General features: G+C 66.7%; 10 protein-coding genes and 1 pseudogene. 1 reads left to right on the top strand and 10 read right to left on the bottom strand.

Going from position 1 to position 17,358, the window contains the following annotated elements; genetic code table 11:
* Positions 1-42: 42 nt before the first annotated feature.
* Genes B1790_RS08210 through B1790_RS08195 form a run of 4 tightly spaced genes read right to left on the bottom strand, consistent with a single transcriptional unit; the run spans position 43 to position 3,942 of the window.
* Positions 43-1,137, bottom strand: coding sequence for an ABC transporter permease (locus tag B1790_RS08210; protein WP_079922718.1), 1,095 nt, complete (start codon positions 1,135-1,137; stop codon positions 43-45).
* Positions 1,134-1,898: an ATP-binding cassette domain-containing protein gene (locus B1790_RS08205; protein WP_079922730.1), complete on the bottom strand. Its 765-nt coding sequence runs from the start codon at positions 1,896-1,898 to the stop codon at positions 1,134-1,136. Before B1790_RS08205 ends, B1790_RS08210 begins: the two co-directional genes overlap by 4 nt.
* Complete coding sequence (locus tag B1790_RS08200) at positions 1,895-2,920, bottom strand: class I mannose-6-phosphate isomerase (RefSeq protein ID WP_079922717.1); 1,026 nt, start codon at positions 2,918-2,920, stop codon at positions 1,895-1,897. The genes B1790_RS08205 and B1790_RS08200 overlap by 4 nt, the downstream gene beginning before the upstream one ends.
* Positions 2,917-3,942 (bottom strand): zinc-dependent alcohol dehydrogenase family protein, encoded by a 1,026-nt coding sequence (locus B1790_RS08195; protein WP_079922716.1) that lies wholly within the window; start codon positions 3,940-3,942, stop codon positions 2,917-2,919. Before B1790_RS08195 ends, B1790_RS08200 begins: the two co-directional genes overlap by 4 nt.
* 125 nt (positions 3,943-4,067) lie before the next feature.
* On the opposite strand from B1790_RS08195, the gene B1790_RS08190 reads away from it, so the two are divergent.
* On the top strand, positions 4,068-5,120 hold the full coding sequence (locus B1790_RS08190) for a LacI family DNA-binding transcriptional regulator (protein ID WP_369832311.1): 1,053 nt from the start codon (positions 4,068-4,070) through the stop codon (positions 5,118-5,120).
* Between the two features lie 109 nt (positions 5,121-5,229).
* Here the strand turns inward: B1790_RS08190 and B1790_RS08185 are convergent, their stop codons facing one another.
* From B1790_RS08185 to B1790_RS35225, 6 genes and pseudogenes are all read right to left on the bottom strand, one after another.
* Positions 5,230-6,120 (bottom strand): type IV toxin-antitoxin system AbiEi family antitoxin domain-containing protein, encoded by an 891-nt coding sequence (locus tag B1790_RS08185; protein ID WP_079922714.1) that lies wholly within the window; start codon positions 6,118-6,120, stop codon positions 5,230-5,232.
* 121 nt (positions 6,121-6,241) lie between these two features.
* Positions 6,242-10,192: a DNA-directed RNA polymerase subunit beta' gene (locus tag B1790_RS08180; RefSeq protein WP_079922713.1), complete on the bottom strand. Its 3,951-nt coding sequence runs from the start codon at positions 10,190-10,192 to the stop codon at positions 6,242-6,244.
* Positions 10,193-10,266: 74 nt separating this feature from the next.
* Positions 10,267-13,767, bottom strand: coding sequence for a DNA-directed RNA polymerase subunit beta (locus tag B1790_RS08175; RefSeq protein ID WP_369832309.1), 3,501 nt, complete (start codon positions 13,765-13,767; stop codon positions 10,267-10,269).
* A gap of 346 nt (positions 13,768-14,113) precedes the next feature.
* On the bottom strand, positions 14,114-16,264 hold the full coding sequence (locus B1790_RS08170) for a lipocalin family protein (protein ID WP_233165005.1): 2,151 nt from the start codon (positions 16,262-16,264) through the stop codon (positions 14,114-14,116).
* A 66-nt stretch (positions 16,265-16,330) separates the two neighbouring features.
* The gene (locus B1790_RS08160) at positions 16,331-17,080 is read right to left on the bottom strand and encodes a class I SAM-dependent methyltransferase (RefSeq protein ID WP_079922710.1); all 750 of its coding nucleotides are present in this window, start codon (positions 17,078-17,080) and stop codon (positions 16,331-16,333) included.
* A pseudogene (locus B1790_RS35225) lies at positions 17,077-17,358 on the bottom strand (ABC transporter ATP-binding protein); the annotation flags it as partial. The pseudogene B1790_RS35225 and the gene B1790_RS08160, both read right to left, overlap by 4 nt.

Here is a 17,358-nt window from a genome sequence, read left to right as displayed (position 1 = left end):
CGAGCGTCATGACGCTCGCGACGAACACGAGACGGTTTCGGTTCATGGACTTTCCCTTCGTTGTGAACCTCGCGGGGATCCTCTGCGGTTGAGAGGATTTCGAGAACGAGCGCTGCGCATGGCTGCCGCACGCCGGGACTGGTCGACGTAGACCGCGGCGATCAGCACCGAACCGACCGCGACCCCCTGCCAGTACGGCTGGACGCCGATGATGACGAATCCCGACTGCAGCACGGCGGGGATGAACAGTCCGACGAGAGTGCCGAAGACCGTGCCCTCGCCACCGAAGATCGACGTGCCGCCGATCACGACCGCGGCGATGACGTTGAGGTTGGTCAGCGACTGGCCTGCGATGGTCGTCGTGCCGTATTGGGCCAGCGACAGCAGCGCGCCGAAGCCGGCCAGGGTGCCCGCCAACGCGTAGACGGCGATCAGGTGCCGGGTCACCTTGATGCCGGTGCGTCGCGCTGCCTCCTGGTTGGAGCCGATGGCATAGGTGTAGCGGCCGAACCTGGTCTTGTGCAGCAGGATTGCACCCAGGATCACCACGATCAGCGCCACGAACGGCAGGCCGGGAATGCCGAGGACCTTGATGTAGGCACTGAAGTCGGTGAGTTCGCTTGGTACCGAACGAATGTCGATTCCGCCGGTGATCACCTGCGCCAGACCGAGTGCCACCGAGAGGGTTCCGAGCGTCACGATCAACGCAGGCACCCTCGCCTTGGCGACCAAGACGCCGTTGACGGCACCCCACACCGTACCGCTGAGCACCGCGGCCACCAGGCCCGCGGCCGCAACTCCCGGACCGTTGCCGCCCATGGCGGCCATCACCTTCGCCGCGACCACCGACGAGAACACCAGCACCGAGCCGACGGACAGGTCGATGCCGGACGTGATGATCACGAAGGTCATCCCGACGCCGAGCACCGCCCACACCGCGACGTTCTGCGACATCAGCGAGAAGTTGCCCGCCGACAGGAAGCGATCACCCGCGACGACGGAGAACGCCACGCAGATGACGATCAGTACGCCGAGGATCCAGATCGCCTGGAGGCTCAGCAGGCGTTTGAGGAGCGACTCGTCGCCGTCGTCGGCCCCGGACACGGCGACCGTGGGTTGATTCGCGACCGTACTCATGCCGCACCTTCCCGTCCGTCGAGGGCGCCGGTCATCGCGCCGACCAAGGTCTCCACCGTGGTGTCGCTGCCGCGGTAGGTGGCGACCCGGCGGCCGAGCCGGAGCACCTGAATGCGATCGCAGATCTCGAGCACGTGCGGCATCGAGTGACTGATGAAGACCACCGCAATGCCCTTGTCTCGCACGCGTTTCACCGACTCGAGGACGTTCTTGGTCTGCACGACGCCGAGCGCGGCGGTCGGCTCGTCGAGGATGACGACCTTGTCCGCCCACGCGATGGCGCGGGCGATGGCGATGCCTTGGCGCTGACCGCCGGACATCGACCCGACGGGGGTGTTCAGCGACCGGACCGTCGCCCCGAGCTCGGCGAACGACGCGGCGGCCTGCCTGCGCATCTCCTTCTCGTCGAGGAAGCCGAAGCGTCCGAGCGGGCCCTTCCGGCTCAGTTCCCTTCCCAGGAAGACGTTTTGCACGGGGTTGAGGTGCGGGGCGAGCGCGAGGTCCTGGTACACGACCTCGATCCCGAGATCGTTCGCCTCCCGCGGACTTGCCAGCCTGATGGGGGCGCCCTGGAAGTAGATTTCGCCCTCGTCGAGTTCGAGGCTGCCCGAGAGTGCCTTGATGAGCGTGGACTTGCCCGCGCCGTTGTCGCCGATCAGTCCGACCACTTCGCCTGCCTCGACGTCGAAGTCGGCGCCGTCGAGGGCGCGGACGTGGCCGAAGCTTCGCGAGATGGCACGCGCTTCGAGCAGTGCGGTCATGAGGTGCCTTCCGGTCGGTGGGGCGGCCACGAGGTGCCCGCCCTGCAGACGAGTAGCCGGGCGTCGCCGTCGACGCTCCAGGTGCCGCACGCGGCGGGGACGACGAGCGTGTGTCCGGCCGTCACGTCGAGCTGTGCGCCGTCGGCCGAAATCAGGACGCCGCGGCCCGCCACCACCACGGCGACGGCGAACCCGGCCGGGACGTCGGCCCCCGCGGTGAGCAATTCCGCACGGAAGTAGGGGTCGGCGTCGGCGGGTAGCACGCTCACGGCTTTGGCTGGCGAGGCCTCCGCGTGGCGGAGCAGCCGGCCCGGGTCGGCAAGGGCATCGACGTCGACGACGGACAGCGCGGTGTCGCGGTCCAGCCCTAGGAAGACTTCGGCGTCGGATGCGTCGGTGTTGTTGCGCTCCAACAGAATCGATTGATCGGTGGGTTCTTGCGCCTCGACCAGCAGGATGCCGGCACCGATCGCGTGCGGTGTGCCGCCGGGGACCAGCACGCCGTCGCCGGGGCGCACCGGGATGCGGTTCATGAGGGCGAGCATCGTCTCGGCGTCCTGGTCGTCGACGAGTTCGCTGACGCGCTGCGGCGTGACGTCTTCGCGCCAGCCGACCCAGACCGCGGCGTCCGGAGCGGCTTCCAACACGTACCAGGCTTCGGTCTTGCCGTAGGCGCAGCCGAGGTGACGGGAGGCGTACTCCCGGGTGGGGTGCACGTGAACGGGTAGCCGCTGGCCGGCGTCGAGCAGCTTCACCAACACACCGGTGTCCCCCGGCGCCCCGTCCGAGCGGCCCAGCCAGGCGACGGGGTCGGCGCGCACAGCGTCGACCAACGGGGTGCCGTCGGCGAGGGCGGCGGGGCCGTGGTCGGGATCACCGAACCTTGCGACGGTGGCGCCGATCCACTCTTCGGGCGAGCGGTTTCCGACCGCCGCCAGCCCGCGCCACGCCGCCAGCGCGGGCCCACCGGCGTACCAGTGTTCGATCACGTTGGGCGGCAACAGTTGTGCATGCGGGCTCACAGCTCGATCACCACCTTGTGCGCGGTCGTGTCACCACGCAACGTCTGCAGTGCCATGCCGTAGTCGTCGATGCCGAAGCGGTGGGTGATCAGTCCGTTGGTGCGCACCCGGCCACCGCGCAGCGCGTCGATGGCCGCGCCGAAGGACGTCATCTCCGCGAACGATCCCCTGATGGTGATCTCACGCCGGAACACGTCGAAGGGGTGAAAGCGGACCAGGTCGTCGGCGCGCGTGACGCCGTAGATCAGCACCGTGCCGCCGCGGCGGGTGAGCGGCACGCAGATGTCGCCCACCACGGGTGACCCGGTGGCCTCGACGACGGCGTCGTACCCGTCTCCGTGCGGTGAGGCCGCCAGAAGCGTGGCGATGTTGGCGTCGGGGTCGTCGCGCGCGATCCGCACCGTGCGGTCCACTCCCAGTCCGCGGGCGGTGTCGAGCTTGAACTGGCTGGGTCCGGCCACCGTCACCGACGACGCGCCGCCCGAGGCAATCAGCTGCGCCAGCAGGAGTCCGGTCGGGCCCGCCCCGAGCACCAAAGCGCTGCCGCCGGGACGCATCTGCAGTGACTCGAGGCCGTGCATCGCGCACGAGGTCGGCTCGCAGAACACCGCGGAGTCCCTGTCGAGGCCCTCAGCCGAGAAGACCAGTGTGTGGTCGGCGACCGCGTATTCGGCGAAGAAACCGGGAAAGTTGCTGCCGAATCCCAGCATCGACTCGCATTGACCCAATCGGCCGGCAAGGCAGTACGGACACTGGCCGCAGTAGACGTTTGGGTTGACGGTGACCTGTTCGCCGAGCCGGAACCGGGTGACGTCGTCGCCGAGTTGGTCGACGACTCCGACGACTTCGTGCCCGGGGATCAGCGGGAAGACCGCGCCGAATTCGCCTTCGTGGATGTGCAGATCGGTACCGCACACTCCGACTTGGTCCACCTTGATCCGCACCTGCCCCGGAGCCGCCTCTGGCGTGGGGACGTCGGTCACCGACCACGTCTTGGGGCCTTCGTAGGACACCGCCTTCATCCGTCGGCTCCGCCTCTTTCCCGCGTCGTTGCTGTTACCTGCGTCACTCGTGACTGCTTCGTGGCGAGACGGTACGCCACTTCGACGCCTATGTCACCGGTGTCAGAAAAGTCGTCGCCGATTCCATGACATCGGTGACATACTGTCGACCCGGACAGGGAGGACGGTCTATGGCGACGATGCGCGACGTGGCGGCCCACGCTGGCGTGAGCGCCAAAACCGTGTCTCGCGTGGTCAACAACGACCGTTACGTCTCCGCCGAAGTCCGACTCCGCGTCGAGCAGGCGATCGACGAACTGCAGTACGTGCCCAACATGCTGGCGGTCACGTTCCGCACCGGGCGCGACGCGGCGATCGGCGTGGCGGTGCCCGGGGTCGCCGACCCCTTCTTCGCCGGCATCATCAGCGCCGTCGAGCGCGAGGCCAGCCGCCGGAGCGTCGCCGTCATCGTCACCAGCGTCGGGTGGGAACCCTCCCACGAGCGGCGGTCGATCGAGGCGGTGCTGCATCGCCGGGTCGCCGGAATGATCATCTGCCCCGTGGGGCCCGACATGTCCTTCCTCCGACCGTGGCAGGCCCGCGCCCCCCTGGTGTTCGTCGACCGGATGCCCGCCAAGCTGACCGCCGACGCCGTGGTTCAGGACGACGTGGGTGGCGGCCGGGAGGGCACCGCCCACCTGCTCGCGCACGGCCATCGCACGGTCGCGTTCATGGGCGACGACGTCGTCACCGGCCTTCTGCGCCTCGAGGGGTGCCGACAGGCACTGACCGACGCCGGCCTGCCGCACCACGACGGACTTGTCCACCTCGGCGGGGTAGACACCGAGACCACTACGGCCGCGCTGCGCCGCATCCTCGCCGAGCCGCAACCCCCGACGGCAGTGTTCTCGTCGAACGCGCGCTGCACGGTGTCGGTCGTGACGGCGCTACAGGCGTTGGGGCGCAACGACGTTGCCGTGATCGGCTTCGGCGACTTCCCCACCGCCGCGGCCCTCCGCCCAGCCGTCACGGTGATCAACCAGGATGCCGACGAGATGGGTCGCCTCGCGGTGGAGCGGCTCTTCGAGCGCCTCGACGGGCCCGACCGCAAGATGCGTCGGCGCACCCTGCTGCCCGTCTCGCTGTTGACGCGGACGTCGTGCGGTATGCCCGGCGACATCGTCCACCCCGGCCACTGACCCCCCACTTCCCCGCGAGCAGACGCAAATGGCCCTCATTTCGCGCAAACCAGGGCCATTTGCGTCTGCTCGCGGGCGGGGCGGCGCGAGGCGGGGCGGGGCGGGGCGCTCACGTCAGCAGCCGATCGATGCGTCTGACCAACTCGCAAGGCTGCAACCGGACGTCGTCGACGACCATTGGTACCGTCGTCCAGCCGCAGTCCTTCAACCGTTCGACCTTCAGGCGGTCGCGCTTCCAGATCGTTGGGTTCGCGTGCCATTCCATGCTGTCGTACTCCGCCACCACCATGCGGTCGGGCCAGGCAAAGTCGACGCGCCACAGGTCCCCCCAGTGGTCGACTATCTCGTACTGCAGGACGGGCGTAGGTAATCCACCGTCGATGAATACGAGCCGCGCCTCGCTCTCCATCGGCGACTCGGCTCGACAGTCAGCGTAGGGCAACAACTCTCGCACGTGCACGATCCCTCGCCGGCCTGTCTGCTCTCGCGCGGCCACCTCGAGTTCGGGCATCGTGCACGCCCCCACCCGCAAAGCCGCGTCGAGGGTCGCCAATGCCCGAGGGCGTCGCAACGAACATGCGACCTCGATGGCCGTCCACGCCGGTGCAGTCGTGAGACGTCCGTCCACTCTGCGCAACGGTGCTCCGGCCCGCTGATGCACCATGACGCCTCTCGTCGGCCGGACTCGAACACCGGGGTCGAGTACATGAACCCGCGGATTGCGTTCCGTGTCGAAGCCATGCAGGAGCGCGGCGGTTCCCAGGCACGCGACGATCGGCCGTCCGACCATCAGGTCCAGCGCGCGCAGTGTGCCGGCGGCATCTGGCGGCGCGAGCGCGTACACGCCGTGGCACACCCGAACCAGGTCGCCCGACCGCACGTGTGTTCTCAACATCTTTCGTGACATCACGGCCTGAATCTCCGCGGCGGTGATCAACCCGTCCGCGTCGTTGACCAGATCGTGGATGTACACGCCATCGAGGCTGCCGCCACCGCCCATCCAGCGCCAGACCCATACGCCCGATCTGTGGATAACTCCGCAGCTTCGTCTCGCCACCAGACACAAAGGGCCCTCAATCCAATGGATTGAGGGCCCTTTACGTCTGCTCGCGCAGAAATGACTACCGGTAGTCGCTGAATCCGTAATCGTCGAGCGGCACGGCCTGGCCGGCACCCTGACCGAAGTCGGGGCTGTAGTACTGATCCTCGTAGGACGGGATCGTGTACGCCGCGGCGCGAGCTTCCTCGGTCGGCTGGACCTGGATGTCCCGGTAGCGGGCAATACCCGTACCGGCCGGGATCAGCTTGCCGATGATCACGTTCTCCTTCAGACCGTTGAGCCGGTCGCTGCGGCAGTTGATCGCCGCATCGGTCAGCACTCGCGTGGTCTCCTGGAACGACGCCGCCGACAACCAGGAATCGGTCGCCAACGAGGCCTTCGTGATGCCCATCAGCACCGGACGCCCGGCGGCGGGCTCGAGGCCCTCTGCCACCACGCGACGGTTGGCCGACTCGAACTCGGCCCGCTCGGTCAACGAACCGGGCAGGAATTCCGTTGCGCCCGAATCGATCACCGTGACGCGACGCAGCATCTGCCGGACGATCACCTCGATGTGCTTGTCGTGGATCGACACACCCTGAGCGCGGTAGACCTCCTGGACCTCCTTGACGAGGTGGATCTGCACCTCGCGGGGGCCCTGGACGCGCAGCACCTCGTGCGGGTTGGCCGAGCCTTCCATCAGCTGCTGGCCCACCTCCACGTGGTCACCGTCGGCCAGGAGACGCTCGGAGCCGTCCTCGTGCTTGAACACCTTCAGGCGCTGACGACGAGTGAGCTTGTCGTAGACGACTTCTTCACCACCGTCATCCGGGATGATCGTCATCTTGTAGAACTTCTCGCCCACTTCGATGTTGACCCGACCGGTGACGTCCGCGATCGGAGCGGTGTTACGCGGCACGCGGGCCTCGAACAGCTCCTGCACACGAGGAAGACCACCGGTGATGTCCTCACCGACGCCGCCCTCCTGCTTGAACGTACGCATGGTCAGCTGCGTGCCGGGCTCACCGATGGACTGCGCGGCGACGATGCCGACTGCCTCACCGATGTCGACCAGCTTGCCGGTGGCCATCGAGCGGCCGTAGCACGTGGCGCAGACGCCGGTGCCCGTCATGCAGGTCAGCACCGAACGCACCTTGACCTCGGTGATACCCGCGGCCAGCAGTGCGTCGATCGCCGGATCGCCCAGATCGTGTCCACGCTCGACGACGACGTTGCCGCTCGCGTCGACCGCATCCACGGCCAGCGTCCGCGCATACGTCGAGGTCTCGACGTGCGCATCGCGGGTCAGGGTGCCGTCGGCCTCGGTGGCCGCGATCGTGGTCATGATGCCGCGCTCAGTCTGGCAATCGTGCTCGCGCACGATGACGTCCTGAGACACGTCGACCAGACGACGGGTCAGGTAACCCGAGTCCGCCGTACGAAGAGCGGTGTCGGCCAGACCCTTTCGGGCGCTGTGCGTGTTGATGAAGTACTCCAACACGGTCAGGCCCTCACGGAAGGACGACTTGATCGGGCGCGGGATGAACTCACCCTTCGGGTTCGTCACCAGGCCCTTCATGCCGGCCAGGGTGCGCGTCTGGTTGAACGTACCGGTGGCGCCCGAGTCGATCAGCTGAATGATCGAGTTGGACGACGGGTAGTGGTCGCGCAGTGCGTTACCGACCTCTTCGGTGGCTTCCTTCCAGATCTTGACCAGGGCGTCGGTCCGCTCGATCTTCTCGAGCAGGCCGCGCTGGTACTTCTTCTCGATGGCGTCCGCTTGCTGCTCGTAGCCGTCGAGGATCTGTGCCTTGTTCGGCGGCACCAGCACGTCGGCCATGGAGACGGTGACACCCGAGCGCGTGGCCCAGTGGAAACCGGCGTCCTTGAGCTTGTCGACGGTCTGCGCGACGACGATCATCGGGTAGCGCTCGGCGAGATCGTTGATGATCGACGCCTGGACCTTCTTGTGCATCTGCTTGTTGACGAACGGGTATCCGCGCGGCAGCAGCTCGTTGAACAGCACTCGGCCCAAGGTGGTCTCCGCCAACCAGGCGTCGCCCATCTTCCAGCGGTCCGGGAACAGCGCGGCCTCGATCTCGGCAGGCGGACGCAGGTGCGTCAGCCGAACCTTGATCTTGGACCGGACGCTCAGGGCGCCGCGGTCGACGGCCATCTGCGCCTCGGCCGGCGAGCTGTACACCCCGAACTCCGCGGAATCGTTGGCAGCCGGCTTGTATTCGCCGATGTCGCCTTCGATCTCGGTGGTCAGGAAGTACAGACCGGTCACCATGTCCAGACGCGGCATGGCCAACGGACGACCCGACGCGGGCGACAGGATGTTGTTCGACGACAGCATCAGGATGCGCGCCTCGGCCTGCGCCTCGGCGGACAGCGGCAGGTGGACTGCCATCTGGTCACCGTCGAAGTCGGCGTTGAACGCCTCACACACCAGCGGGTGCAGCTGGATTGCCTTGCCCTCCACCAGCATCGGCTCGAAGGCCTGGATGCCGAGGCGGTGCAGCGTTGGTGCGCGGTTCAGCAGCACGGGGTGCTCGGAGATGACCTCTTCGAGGACGTCCCACACCTGCGGGCGCTGACGTTCGACCATCCGCTTGGCGCTCTTGATGTTCTGCGCGTGGTTCAAGTCGACCAAGCGCTTCATCACGAACGGCTTGAACAGCTCGAGGGCCATCAGCTTCGGCAGACCGCACTGGTGCAGCTTGAGCTGAGGACCGACGACGATGACCGAACGGCCCGAGTAGTCGACGCGCTTGCCGAGCAGGTTCTGACGGAACCGGCCCTGCTTGCCCTTCAACAGGTCGGACAGCGACTTCAGCGGACGGTTGCCCGGCCCGGTGACGGGGCGGCCACGACGACCGTTGTCGAACAGTGCGTCAACGGATTCCTGAAGCATGCGCTTCTCGTTGTTGACGATGATCTCGGGGGCGCCGAGGTCGATGAGTCGCTTCAACCGGTTGTTGCGGTTGATGACGCGGCGGTACAGATCGTTCAGGTCGGAGGTGGCGAACCGGCCACCGTCGAGCTGAACCATCGGGCGCAGCTCCGGCGGGATCACCGGAACGGCGTCGAGCACCATGCCCATGGGCGAGTTGCGGTTCATCTGGAACGCCGCGACGACCTTCAGACGCTTCAGTGCACGAAGCTTCTTCTGTCCCTTGCCGTTCTTGATGGTGTCGCGCAGGCTCTCGGCCTCGGCGTCGATGTCGAAGGTCTCGATGAGCTTCTTGATCGACTCCGCACCCATGGCGCCCTGGAAGTACTCGCCGTAGCGGTCGATGAGCTCGCGGTAGAGCACCTCGTCGACGATGAGCTGCTTGGGAGCCAGCTTGGTGAACGTGGTCCACACCTCGTCCAGGCGATCCAGCTCGCGCTGGGCCCGGTCGCGGAGCTGACGCATTTCGCGCTCGCCGCCGTCACGGACCTTGCGACGGACGTCGGACTTGGCGCCGTCCTTCTCGAGCTCGGCCATGTCGGCTTCGAGCTTCTGGGCGCGCTCTTCGAGATCGCTGTCGCGCTGGGTCTCGACGGCCTTCTTCTCGACGACCATCTCGGCCTCGAGCGTCGACAGGTCGCTGTGACGCTGCTCGGTGTCCACCGCGGTGATCACGTATGCCGCGAAGTAGATGATCTTTTCGAGATCCTTCGGGGCGAGGTCGAGCAGGTAGCCAAGACGGCTGGGAACACCCTTGAAGTACCAGATGTGGGTGACGGGTGCGGCCAGTTCGATGTGGCCCATCCGCTCACGACGCACCTTGGCGCGAGTTACCTCGACACCGCAGCGCTCACAGACGATTCCCTTGAAGCGCACGCGCTTGTACTTGCCGCAGTAGCACTCCCAGTCGCGAGTAGGTCCGAAGATCTTCTCGCAGAACAGGCCGTCCTTCTCTGGCTTGAGCGTGCGGTAGTTGATGGTCTCCGGCTTCTTGACCTCACCGTAGGACCAATTGCGGATGTCGTCCGCAGTGGCGAGGCCAATGCGGAGTTCATCGAAGAAGTTGACGTCGAGCACGTAACTCCCTTTCCCCTTGCGGGACTAGATGACTATCAATCAAATCGCGGGACGCGAAGCCCCCGAAACAGCAGTTAAGCGAGATCCTCGACCGACGGTGATTCATTGCGGGACAGGTTGATTCCCAGGTTCGCGGCAGCGCGTTCCAGGTCCTCGTCGTCACTGTCGCGCATTTCGATCCGCTGGCCTTCAGACGACAGCACCTCGACGTTGAGGCACAGCGACTGGAGCTCCTTGAGCAACACCTTGAACGACTCCGGAATACCGGGTTCGGGGATGTTCTCGCCCTTGACGATTGCCTCGTAGACCTTCACGCGGCCGACCGTGTCGTCGGACTTGATGGTCAGGAGTTCCTGCAGCGTGTACGCCGCGCCGTAGGCCTGCATGGCCCAGCACTCCATCTCACCGAATCGCTGACCACCGAACTGCGCCTTACCACCGAGCGGCTGCTGGGTGATCATCGAGTACGGGCCGGTCGAGCGAGCGTGGATCTTGTCGTCCACCAAGTGGTGCAGCTTCAGGATGTACATGTAGCCAACCGTCACCGGGTACGGGAACGGCTCACCACTACGTCCGTCGAACAACTGCGACTTGCCCTCGGCGTTGACCATCACGTCACCGTCGCGGTTCGGAAGCGTTGCGCCGAGCAGGCCTTCCAGCTCGTTCTCACGCGCGCCGTCGAAGACGGGCGTGGAGACGATGCTGTTCGACGGTGCCGAGAGCAGCTCGTCGGGCAGGTTCTCCGCCCAACCTGGCAGCTCGCCGGTGTCACCGACGACGTCGATGTTCCAGCCTGCCTTGGCAACCCAGCCCAAGTGCGTCTCGAGGATCTGACCGATGTTCATCCGTCGCGGCACACCGTGCGTGTTCAGGATGATGTCGACCGGCGTGCCGTCCGGCATGAACGGCATGTCTTCGATCGGCAGGATCTTGCCGATGACGCCCTTGTTGCCGTGGCGTCCGGCGAGCTTGTCGCCGTCGGAGATCTTGCGCTTCTGGGCCACGTAGACGCGGACCAGCTCGTTGACGCCAGCGGGCAGCTCGTCGTCCTCTTCGCGAGAGAACATCCGAACGCCGATGACCTTGCCGGACTCGCCGTGCGGAACCTTGAGCGACGTGTCGCGAACCTCGCGGGCCTTCTCACCGAAGATGGCACGCAGCAGGCGCTCTTCCGGTGTCAGCTCGGTCTCACCCTTGGGCGTGACCTTGCCGACCAGGATGTCGCCGTCGCGGACCTCGGCACCGATGCGGATGATGCCGCGCTCGTCGAGATCGGCCAGCACCTCGTCGGAGACGTTCGGGATGTCCCGAGTGATCTCCTCGGCGCCCAGCTTGGTGTCGCGGGCGTCGATCTCGTGCTCCTCGATGTGGATGGACGTCAGGACGTCCTCCTCAACCAGGCGCTGCGAGAGGATGATCGCGTCCTCGTAGTTGTGGCCCTCCCACGGCATGATCGCCACGAGCAGGTTCTTGCCGAGCGCCATTTCACCGTTCTCGGTGCACGGCCCGTCGGCGAGGACCTGTCCGGCCTCGACCCGCTGACCGCTGTCCACGATCGGGCGCTGGTTGGCGCACGTGCCGTGGTTGGAGCGGGCGAACTTGCGCATCCGGTAGGTGTGCCGGGTGCCGTCGTCTGCCATCACGGTGATGTAGTCGGCTGACACCTCTTCGATGACGCCGGACTTGCTCGCGACGATGACGTCACCGGCGTCGATCGCGGCACGCAACTCCATGCCGGTACCGACCAGAGGTGCCTCGCTACGCACCAGCGGAACCGCCTGGCGCTGCATGTTGGCACCCATGAGGGCACGGTTGGCGTCGTCGTGCTCGAGGAACGGGATCATGGCCGTGGCCACCGACACCATCTGGCGCGGTGAGACGTCCATGTAGTCCACGTCCATCGGCGAGACGTTTTCGACCTCACCACCCTTACGACGAACGAGGATCTTCTCCTCGGTGAACCGGTTGTTCTCGTCGATCGGCGAGTTGGCCTGCGCCACGACGTGGCGGTCCTCCTCGTCGGCGGTGAGGTGGTGGATCTCGTCGGTGACGACGCCGTCGACGACCTTGCGGTACGGGGTCTCGATGAAGCCGAACGGGTTGACCCGCGCGTACACCGACAGCGAACCGATCAGGCCGATGTTCGGGCCTTCCGGGGTCTCGATCGGGCACATGCGGCCGTAGTGGCTGGAGTGCACGTCACGAACTTCGAGGCCGGCACGCTCACGGGACAGACCACCGGGGCCCAACGCCGACAGGCGGCGCTTGTGGGTCAGACCCGACAGCGGGTTGTTCTGGTCCATGAACTGCGACAGCTGCGACGTTCCGAAGAACTCCTTGATCGCCGCCACGACGGGACGGATGTTGATCAGGGTCTGCGGCGTGATCGCCTCGACGTCCTGAGTCGTCATCCGCTCGCGGACGACGCGCTCCATGCGGGAGAGGCCGACGCGAATCTGATTCTGGATCAGTTCGCCGACGGTACGCAGACGGCGGTTGCCGAAGTGGTCGATGTCGTCGACCTCGACGGGAACCTCGGCGCCGCCGGGGGCGGTCATCGTGGTCTGGCCCTCGTGCAGGCGCACCAGGTACTCGATGGTCGCGACGATGTCTTCTTCGTTCAGCGTCGACGACGTGATCGGCTGGCCCACGTTCAGGCCGAGCTTCTTGTTGACCTTGTAGCGGCCCACGCGGGCCAGGTCGTAGCGCTTCTCCTTGAAGAACAGGTTCTCCAGCAGGGTCTGCGCGGACTCCTTGGTGGGCGGCTCGCCCGGGCGCAGCTTCCGGTAGATGTCCAGCAGTGCCTCGTCGGGACCGGCGGTGCTGTCCTTCTCGAGGGTCGACATCATGATCTCGGAGAAGCCGAAGCGCTCACGGATCTGATCGCTGGTCCAGCCGAGGGCCTTCAGCAGCACCGTGACGGGCTGACGACGCTTGCGGTCGATGCGCACGCCGACGGTGGCGCGCTTGTCGACGTCGAACTCGAGCCAGGCGCCACGGCCCGGGATGACCTTGACGCTCGTCAGGTCGTTCTCGGTGGCCTTGTCCTTCGACTTGTCGAAGTAGACGCCGGGCGAGCGGACGAGCTGGGACACGACGACACGCTCGGTGCCGTTGATGATGAAGGTGCCCTTCTCGGTCATCATGGGGAAGTCGCCCATGAAGACGGTCTGGCTCTTGATCTCGCCGGTGGTGTTGTTGATGAACTCCGCGGTGACGAACAGCGGGGCCGCGTAGGTCTGGTCCTTCTCCTTGCAGTCGTCGACGGGTGCCTTGACCTCGTCGAACCGCGGATCGGAGAAGCTCAGCGAGAGCGTGCCCGCGAAGTCCTCGATCGGCGACAACTCCGTGAGCACCTCTTCGAGACCGCCGACGGGGTTGACGTCGCCGCGCTCGAGAGCCTTCTCACGCCAGCCGTCGGAACCGATCAGCCATTCAAAGGAGTCGGTCTGCACGTCGAGCAGGCCGGGAACTTCGAGCGGTTCACGAAGCTTGGCGAAAGAAACTCTGTTAGGTGCTCCAGGAATGGAGTTGTTGGGGTTTTCTACTGACTTGCTCTGGCGAGAGACTGCCAAGATGCATCCTTCCAGCACCGGATGCGACGATCGGGTGACCGGCCGAAGACCGGACCCTTGCCGCGTTATCTGCGTTAGGTTCGGCTGGCGTTCTCAAGCCTGAATCTCGGCCCCGAGGCACACGACTAGTTCCCTGAGCAGGGCTCAGGCTAGGAGACGGTGACGAGAGGTGGATGAGGATGGGCAGGATGCAGCCAGCGCAACGTCCAACACTAGCGCAGAACGGCGCATTCCTCAACATCGGCATGGTGAAACAGACCAGGCGCTGGCTGGCGGCTAGATCCTTCAACCCGTGCGTACATTGCTGACCAACAGACTGGCCCGGTTTCGCCTTTCCGTCAAGAGTTCACACGCGGTTTGAGGAGGAAAGTTCACGTGCCGCCGCAGGTTGTCGCGTGACCGTGATCCATCCCTTGACGCCCTTGACCGACGCGCGGTTCAGCAACTCCTGGTACAGCTCGGCTGACACCGTCCGGGTGCGGCTCAGCAGGAACCCGGTGTAGCCGCTGGGGTCGCTCACGACGGCCCAGCTGTAGTCGGGCGCGAGGTCGACGATCCAGTAGTTGCCGGGTGGCGTGGCCGAGGCGGGCCCGAAGAAGGTCACGTTCAGCTTGTCGTTGTCGGCGCTGACCGGCAGCGCAGTCCCGAAGATGCGCGACTGCGGGCCGTTGTCGAAGAAGTAGTTGCCGGAGTTTTCGACCCCGATCGACCCGTCATCGTTGGCGGTGTAGACGGCGGTGGTGTTCACCAGGCCGATCGAGAAGAACTGCTTGACGCTGCCCACCTCGTACCAGGTGCCGAGGTAGGAGTTCACGTCGACGACCGGTGCGGGACCGAGCACGACGCCGGCCGCGGGCCCGAAGACGAGGTACTGGTCGGGGTCGCCGTAGGTGCCGTACACGCCGTCCGTCGGCCCGAGCCCGGCGTACATGTCGTTGATCCAGCCGTTCGCCAGCGTGTAGACGGCCTCGGTGTTGCCCGCCGGGGACCGCTTGACGAAGAGCTGACTGAAGAAGTCGATGATCGGAGAGCCGCCGATGAGCGAGTCGACGTGGGAGCCGTTGGCGAGGACGACGCCGACGAATTGCCCCGGCCGCAACGTCACCAGGTCCTCGGTTGTCTGGCCGTTGGCGTTCCACGCCTGCGGGGGTGCGGCGATCTGGTAGATCGGGATGCCGCTGGCGTCCAGACTCTTCAGCGCGCCTGCGAAGGTGCCGTTGGACGAGACACCGTCGTACATCACCACGCCGAGCAGGTCGTTGTCCTCGGGCTTGACGGCATCGGAGTAGAAGCCACCGGCGGCCGCGGCCAGTCCCCCACCGGCCGAGTGTCCGGTCAGGACGAACTTGCCAGGCAGCGCGCCGTGATATCCCGCTGCCGCGGCGCTGGCGTTCAGCGACGTCCGGTTCGGATCGAGGAAGAGGTCGGCGACGCCCCGCTGCATCGACACGCTGTTCAGCGTGCAGCCGGCGCAGGTGAAGAACCCGAACGACGGGACGTTGGGGACCACGACGATGCTGTTGGTCTGCCGGGCCAGGTCTTGGGCGAGCGCCGAATACCAGGACTTGGAGCCCAGGAATCCGTGCTGGAGCAGCATCACGCCCTGGGCCTGCACTGTGCCGTCGGCTTGGGTTGGGAAGTACCAGTCGGCCGCGCCGGTGTAGCTCCCGCTACCGACCGGGATGGTCAGGTTCGAACTGCCGACCTTGACGCCGGTCACCCCGGCGGTGGCCGACGTGCCGGGGACGGGCTGCGCCGGGACGCCGGTGACGTCCACCGGTACCGGCGCGACGGGCGGGAGCAGTCCGAAGGCGGACAGCAGGCTGATGACGACCGTCGCGATCGGGCCCGGCTGGGGCCGCGGGGCAGCGGGTAGGGCCAGGCTGCGGATCGCGGTGGCGTCCTTGGCGACCAGTGTCGCCGCCGCGGGCTTGTTGGTCCCCACTGGCTTGGCGTCGGGGGCCGAGGTCGCCACGCCCGGGGTCGCCACGACCACCGGATCGGACTTTTCCTCGGTGAGGACCGGCGGCTTCGAGTCGACGATCGGGGTCGTCTCGACGACGGTTGGCGTCTCGGCCGCGACCGGATCCTGTGGCGTCACGTCGACCGGAGTGGACACCGTCACCGGGGCGGTCAGGGCCTCCTGAGTGGCCACAGCCTCTGTTGCTTTCGCGGTCTTCGCCGGCTTCGCCTTCACGACGGGGTCGGCGGTGGACGGGTCGTCGCGGTCCACGGTCACGGTGTTGGCACTCACCGTGCTGGTCGGCTTGCCTTCGCCCTTCGACCCCGAATCATGTTTCTTGCCAACGTCTTTCGTGACCGCCGCGGCCTCGCCCGAAGACGTTTCGGCGCTTGGGTTCGACGGGGCCGACGACGATCCCGTGTCGCCGCCCGGTGAGTCGGACTCTGCGGCGGCGACACCGTGGCCCGCACTGAGCGCAATGCCAGCCCCGACGGCCACGACCCACACGCCACGCAACCAGCGATTCGCACTCACCGACGGAATGTAACCGGCCGTACCGACAGGCCGCCGATAATCGTCGCCGACGTCAGAATTTCGACATCAGGGCGTCTCGGGCCGCCGTCCGCTCACCGTCTGCGACGCAGCCGACACGTCGCGGGTCACGTCGACCAACCCGGCGGCGCGCATCACGTCGACGACCTCGTCGACGTCGAACAGCCGCACCGGAGCGAATCGCGACGCCGCGACGCCGGCCCGCCGCACCGGCGCCGGTCCCCTGGCGCACGTCGTCAGGACGGCGATCCGCCCTCCGGGCGTCAGCACCCGAATCATCTCGCGGAGCGCGCCGACCGGGTCGTCCATCAGGTAGAGCGCGCCGTAGCAGCTGACGGCGTCGACGGTGCCGTCGTCGAAGGGCAGGTCGACGGCGTCGGCCCTGACGTACCCGATCGGGCTGCCGGGTGCCGTGTCGCGAACCGCCTTGGCGAGCATCGTGGCGGAGCTGTCCACTCCGACCGCGAGACCATCGGACCCCACGGCGGCCAGCAGTGTGCGGGTGGTGTTGCCCGGCCCGCAGGCGACGTCGAGGACGGTGTCGCCGGGCCGCAGCTCGAGAAGTCGCAGCTTGCGCCGGTCCTCTTGGGCGGAGTTGCGCGCAGTGAACCCGAAGAACAGGACGGGCCGCCACAGTCGCTCGTAGATCATCGGAAGCACCGACGACCCCATCACGCGTTGGCCCGTCGTCTGCGGAACCTCGGCGTCACCCATCACGTCGAGGTAGCCGTCCACGACGGTGGCGGGACGGTTGAGCAGGGCGCGTGTTCTCCGGCCGCCGGGGCCGGGGAGCGTCACTCCTTGGCGACGGGGATCGAGGCCGTGGGGGCCTCTTCTTCGGCGCCGTTGCGGTTCCGCGCGGTGGCGTCGTTGTCCGGGTTGTACCCGGGGTGTTGGTTGGTGCCGTCGAGGTCGGCGCGGATGGCTTCCTGCGCGGCCGGGGGCAGGGTGTGCATGATCTCGCGCACCCGGGCCTGACGACGCCCGACGGCCTTGCGCTCCGGCATGCCCGGGGTGGCGTTGACCTGCGGCGGCACGCCTTCGATCTCCTCGGTGCCACCATCGTGGTGACCGGC

It is taken from the genome of Mycobacterium sp. AT1, from assembly GCF_002043095.1.
In the GTDB taxonomy this organism is placed as follows: Bacteria; Actinomycetota; Actinomycetes; order Mycobacteriales; family Mycobacteriaceae; genus Mycobacterium.
Note: the sequence above shows the minus strand (reverse complement) of the source record. Positions and strands in the feature narration are given on the sequence as shown.

What these genes read in the sequence shown, in the direction of transcription:
- B1790_RS08210 (WP_079922718.1), bottom strand. Translation starts at nt 1,137, where the DNA reads ATGAGTACGGTCGCGAATCAACCCACGGTCGCCGTGTCCGGGGCCGAC.
- B1790_RS08205 (WP_079922730.1), bottom strand. Translation starts at nt 1,898, where the DNA reads ATGACCGCACTGCTCGAAGCGCGTGCCATCTCGCGAAGCTTCGGCCAC.
- B1790_RS08195 (WP_079922716.1), bottom strand. Translation starts at nt 3,942, where the DNA reads ATGAAGGCGGTGTCCTACGAAGGCCCCAAGACGTGGTCGGTGACCGAC.
- B1790_RS08190 (WP_369832311.1), top strand. Translation starts at nt 4,068, where the DNA reads ATGACATCGGTGACATACTGTCGACCCGGACAGGGAGGACGGTCTATG.
- B1790_RS08185 (WP_079922714.1), bottom strand. Translation starts at nt 6,120, where the DNA reads ATGGGCGGTGGCGGCAGCCTCGATGGCGTGTACATCCACGATCTGGTC.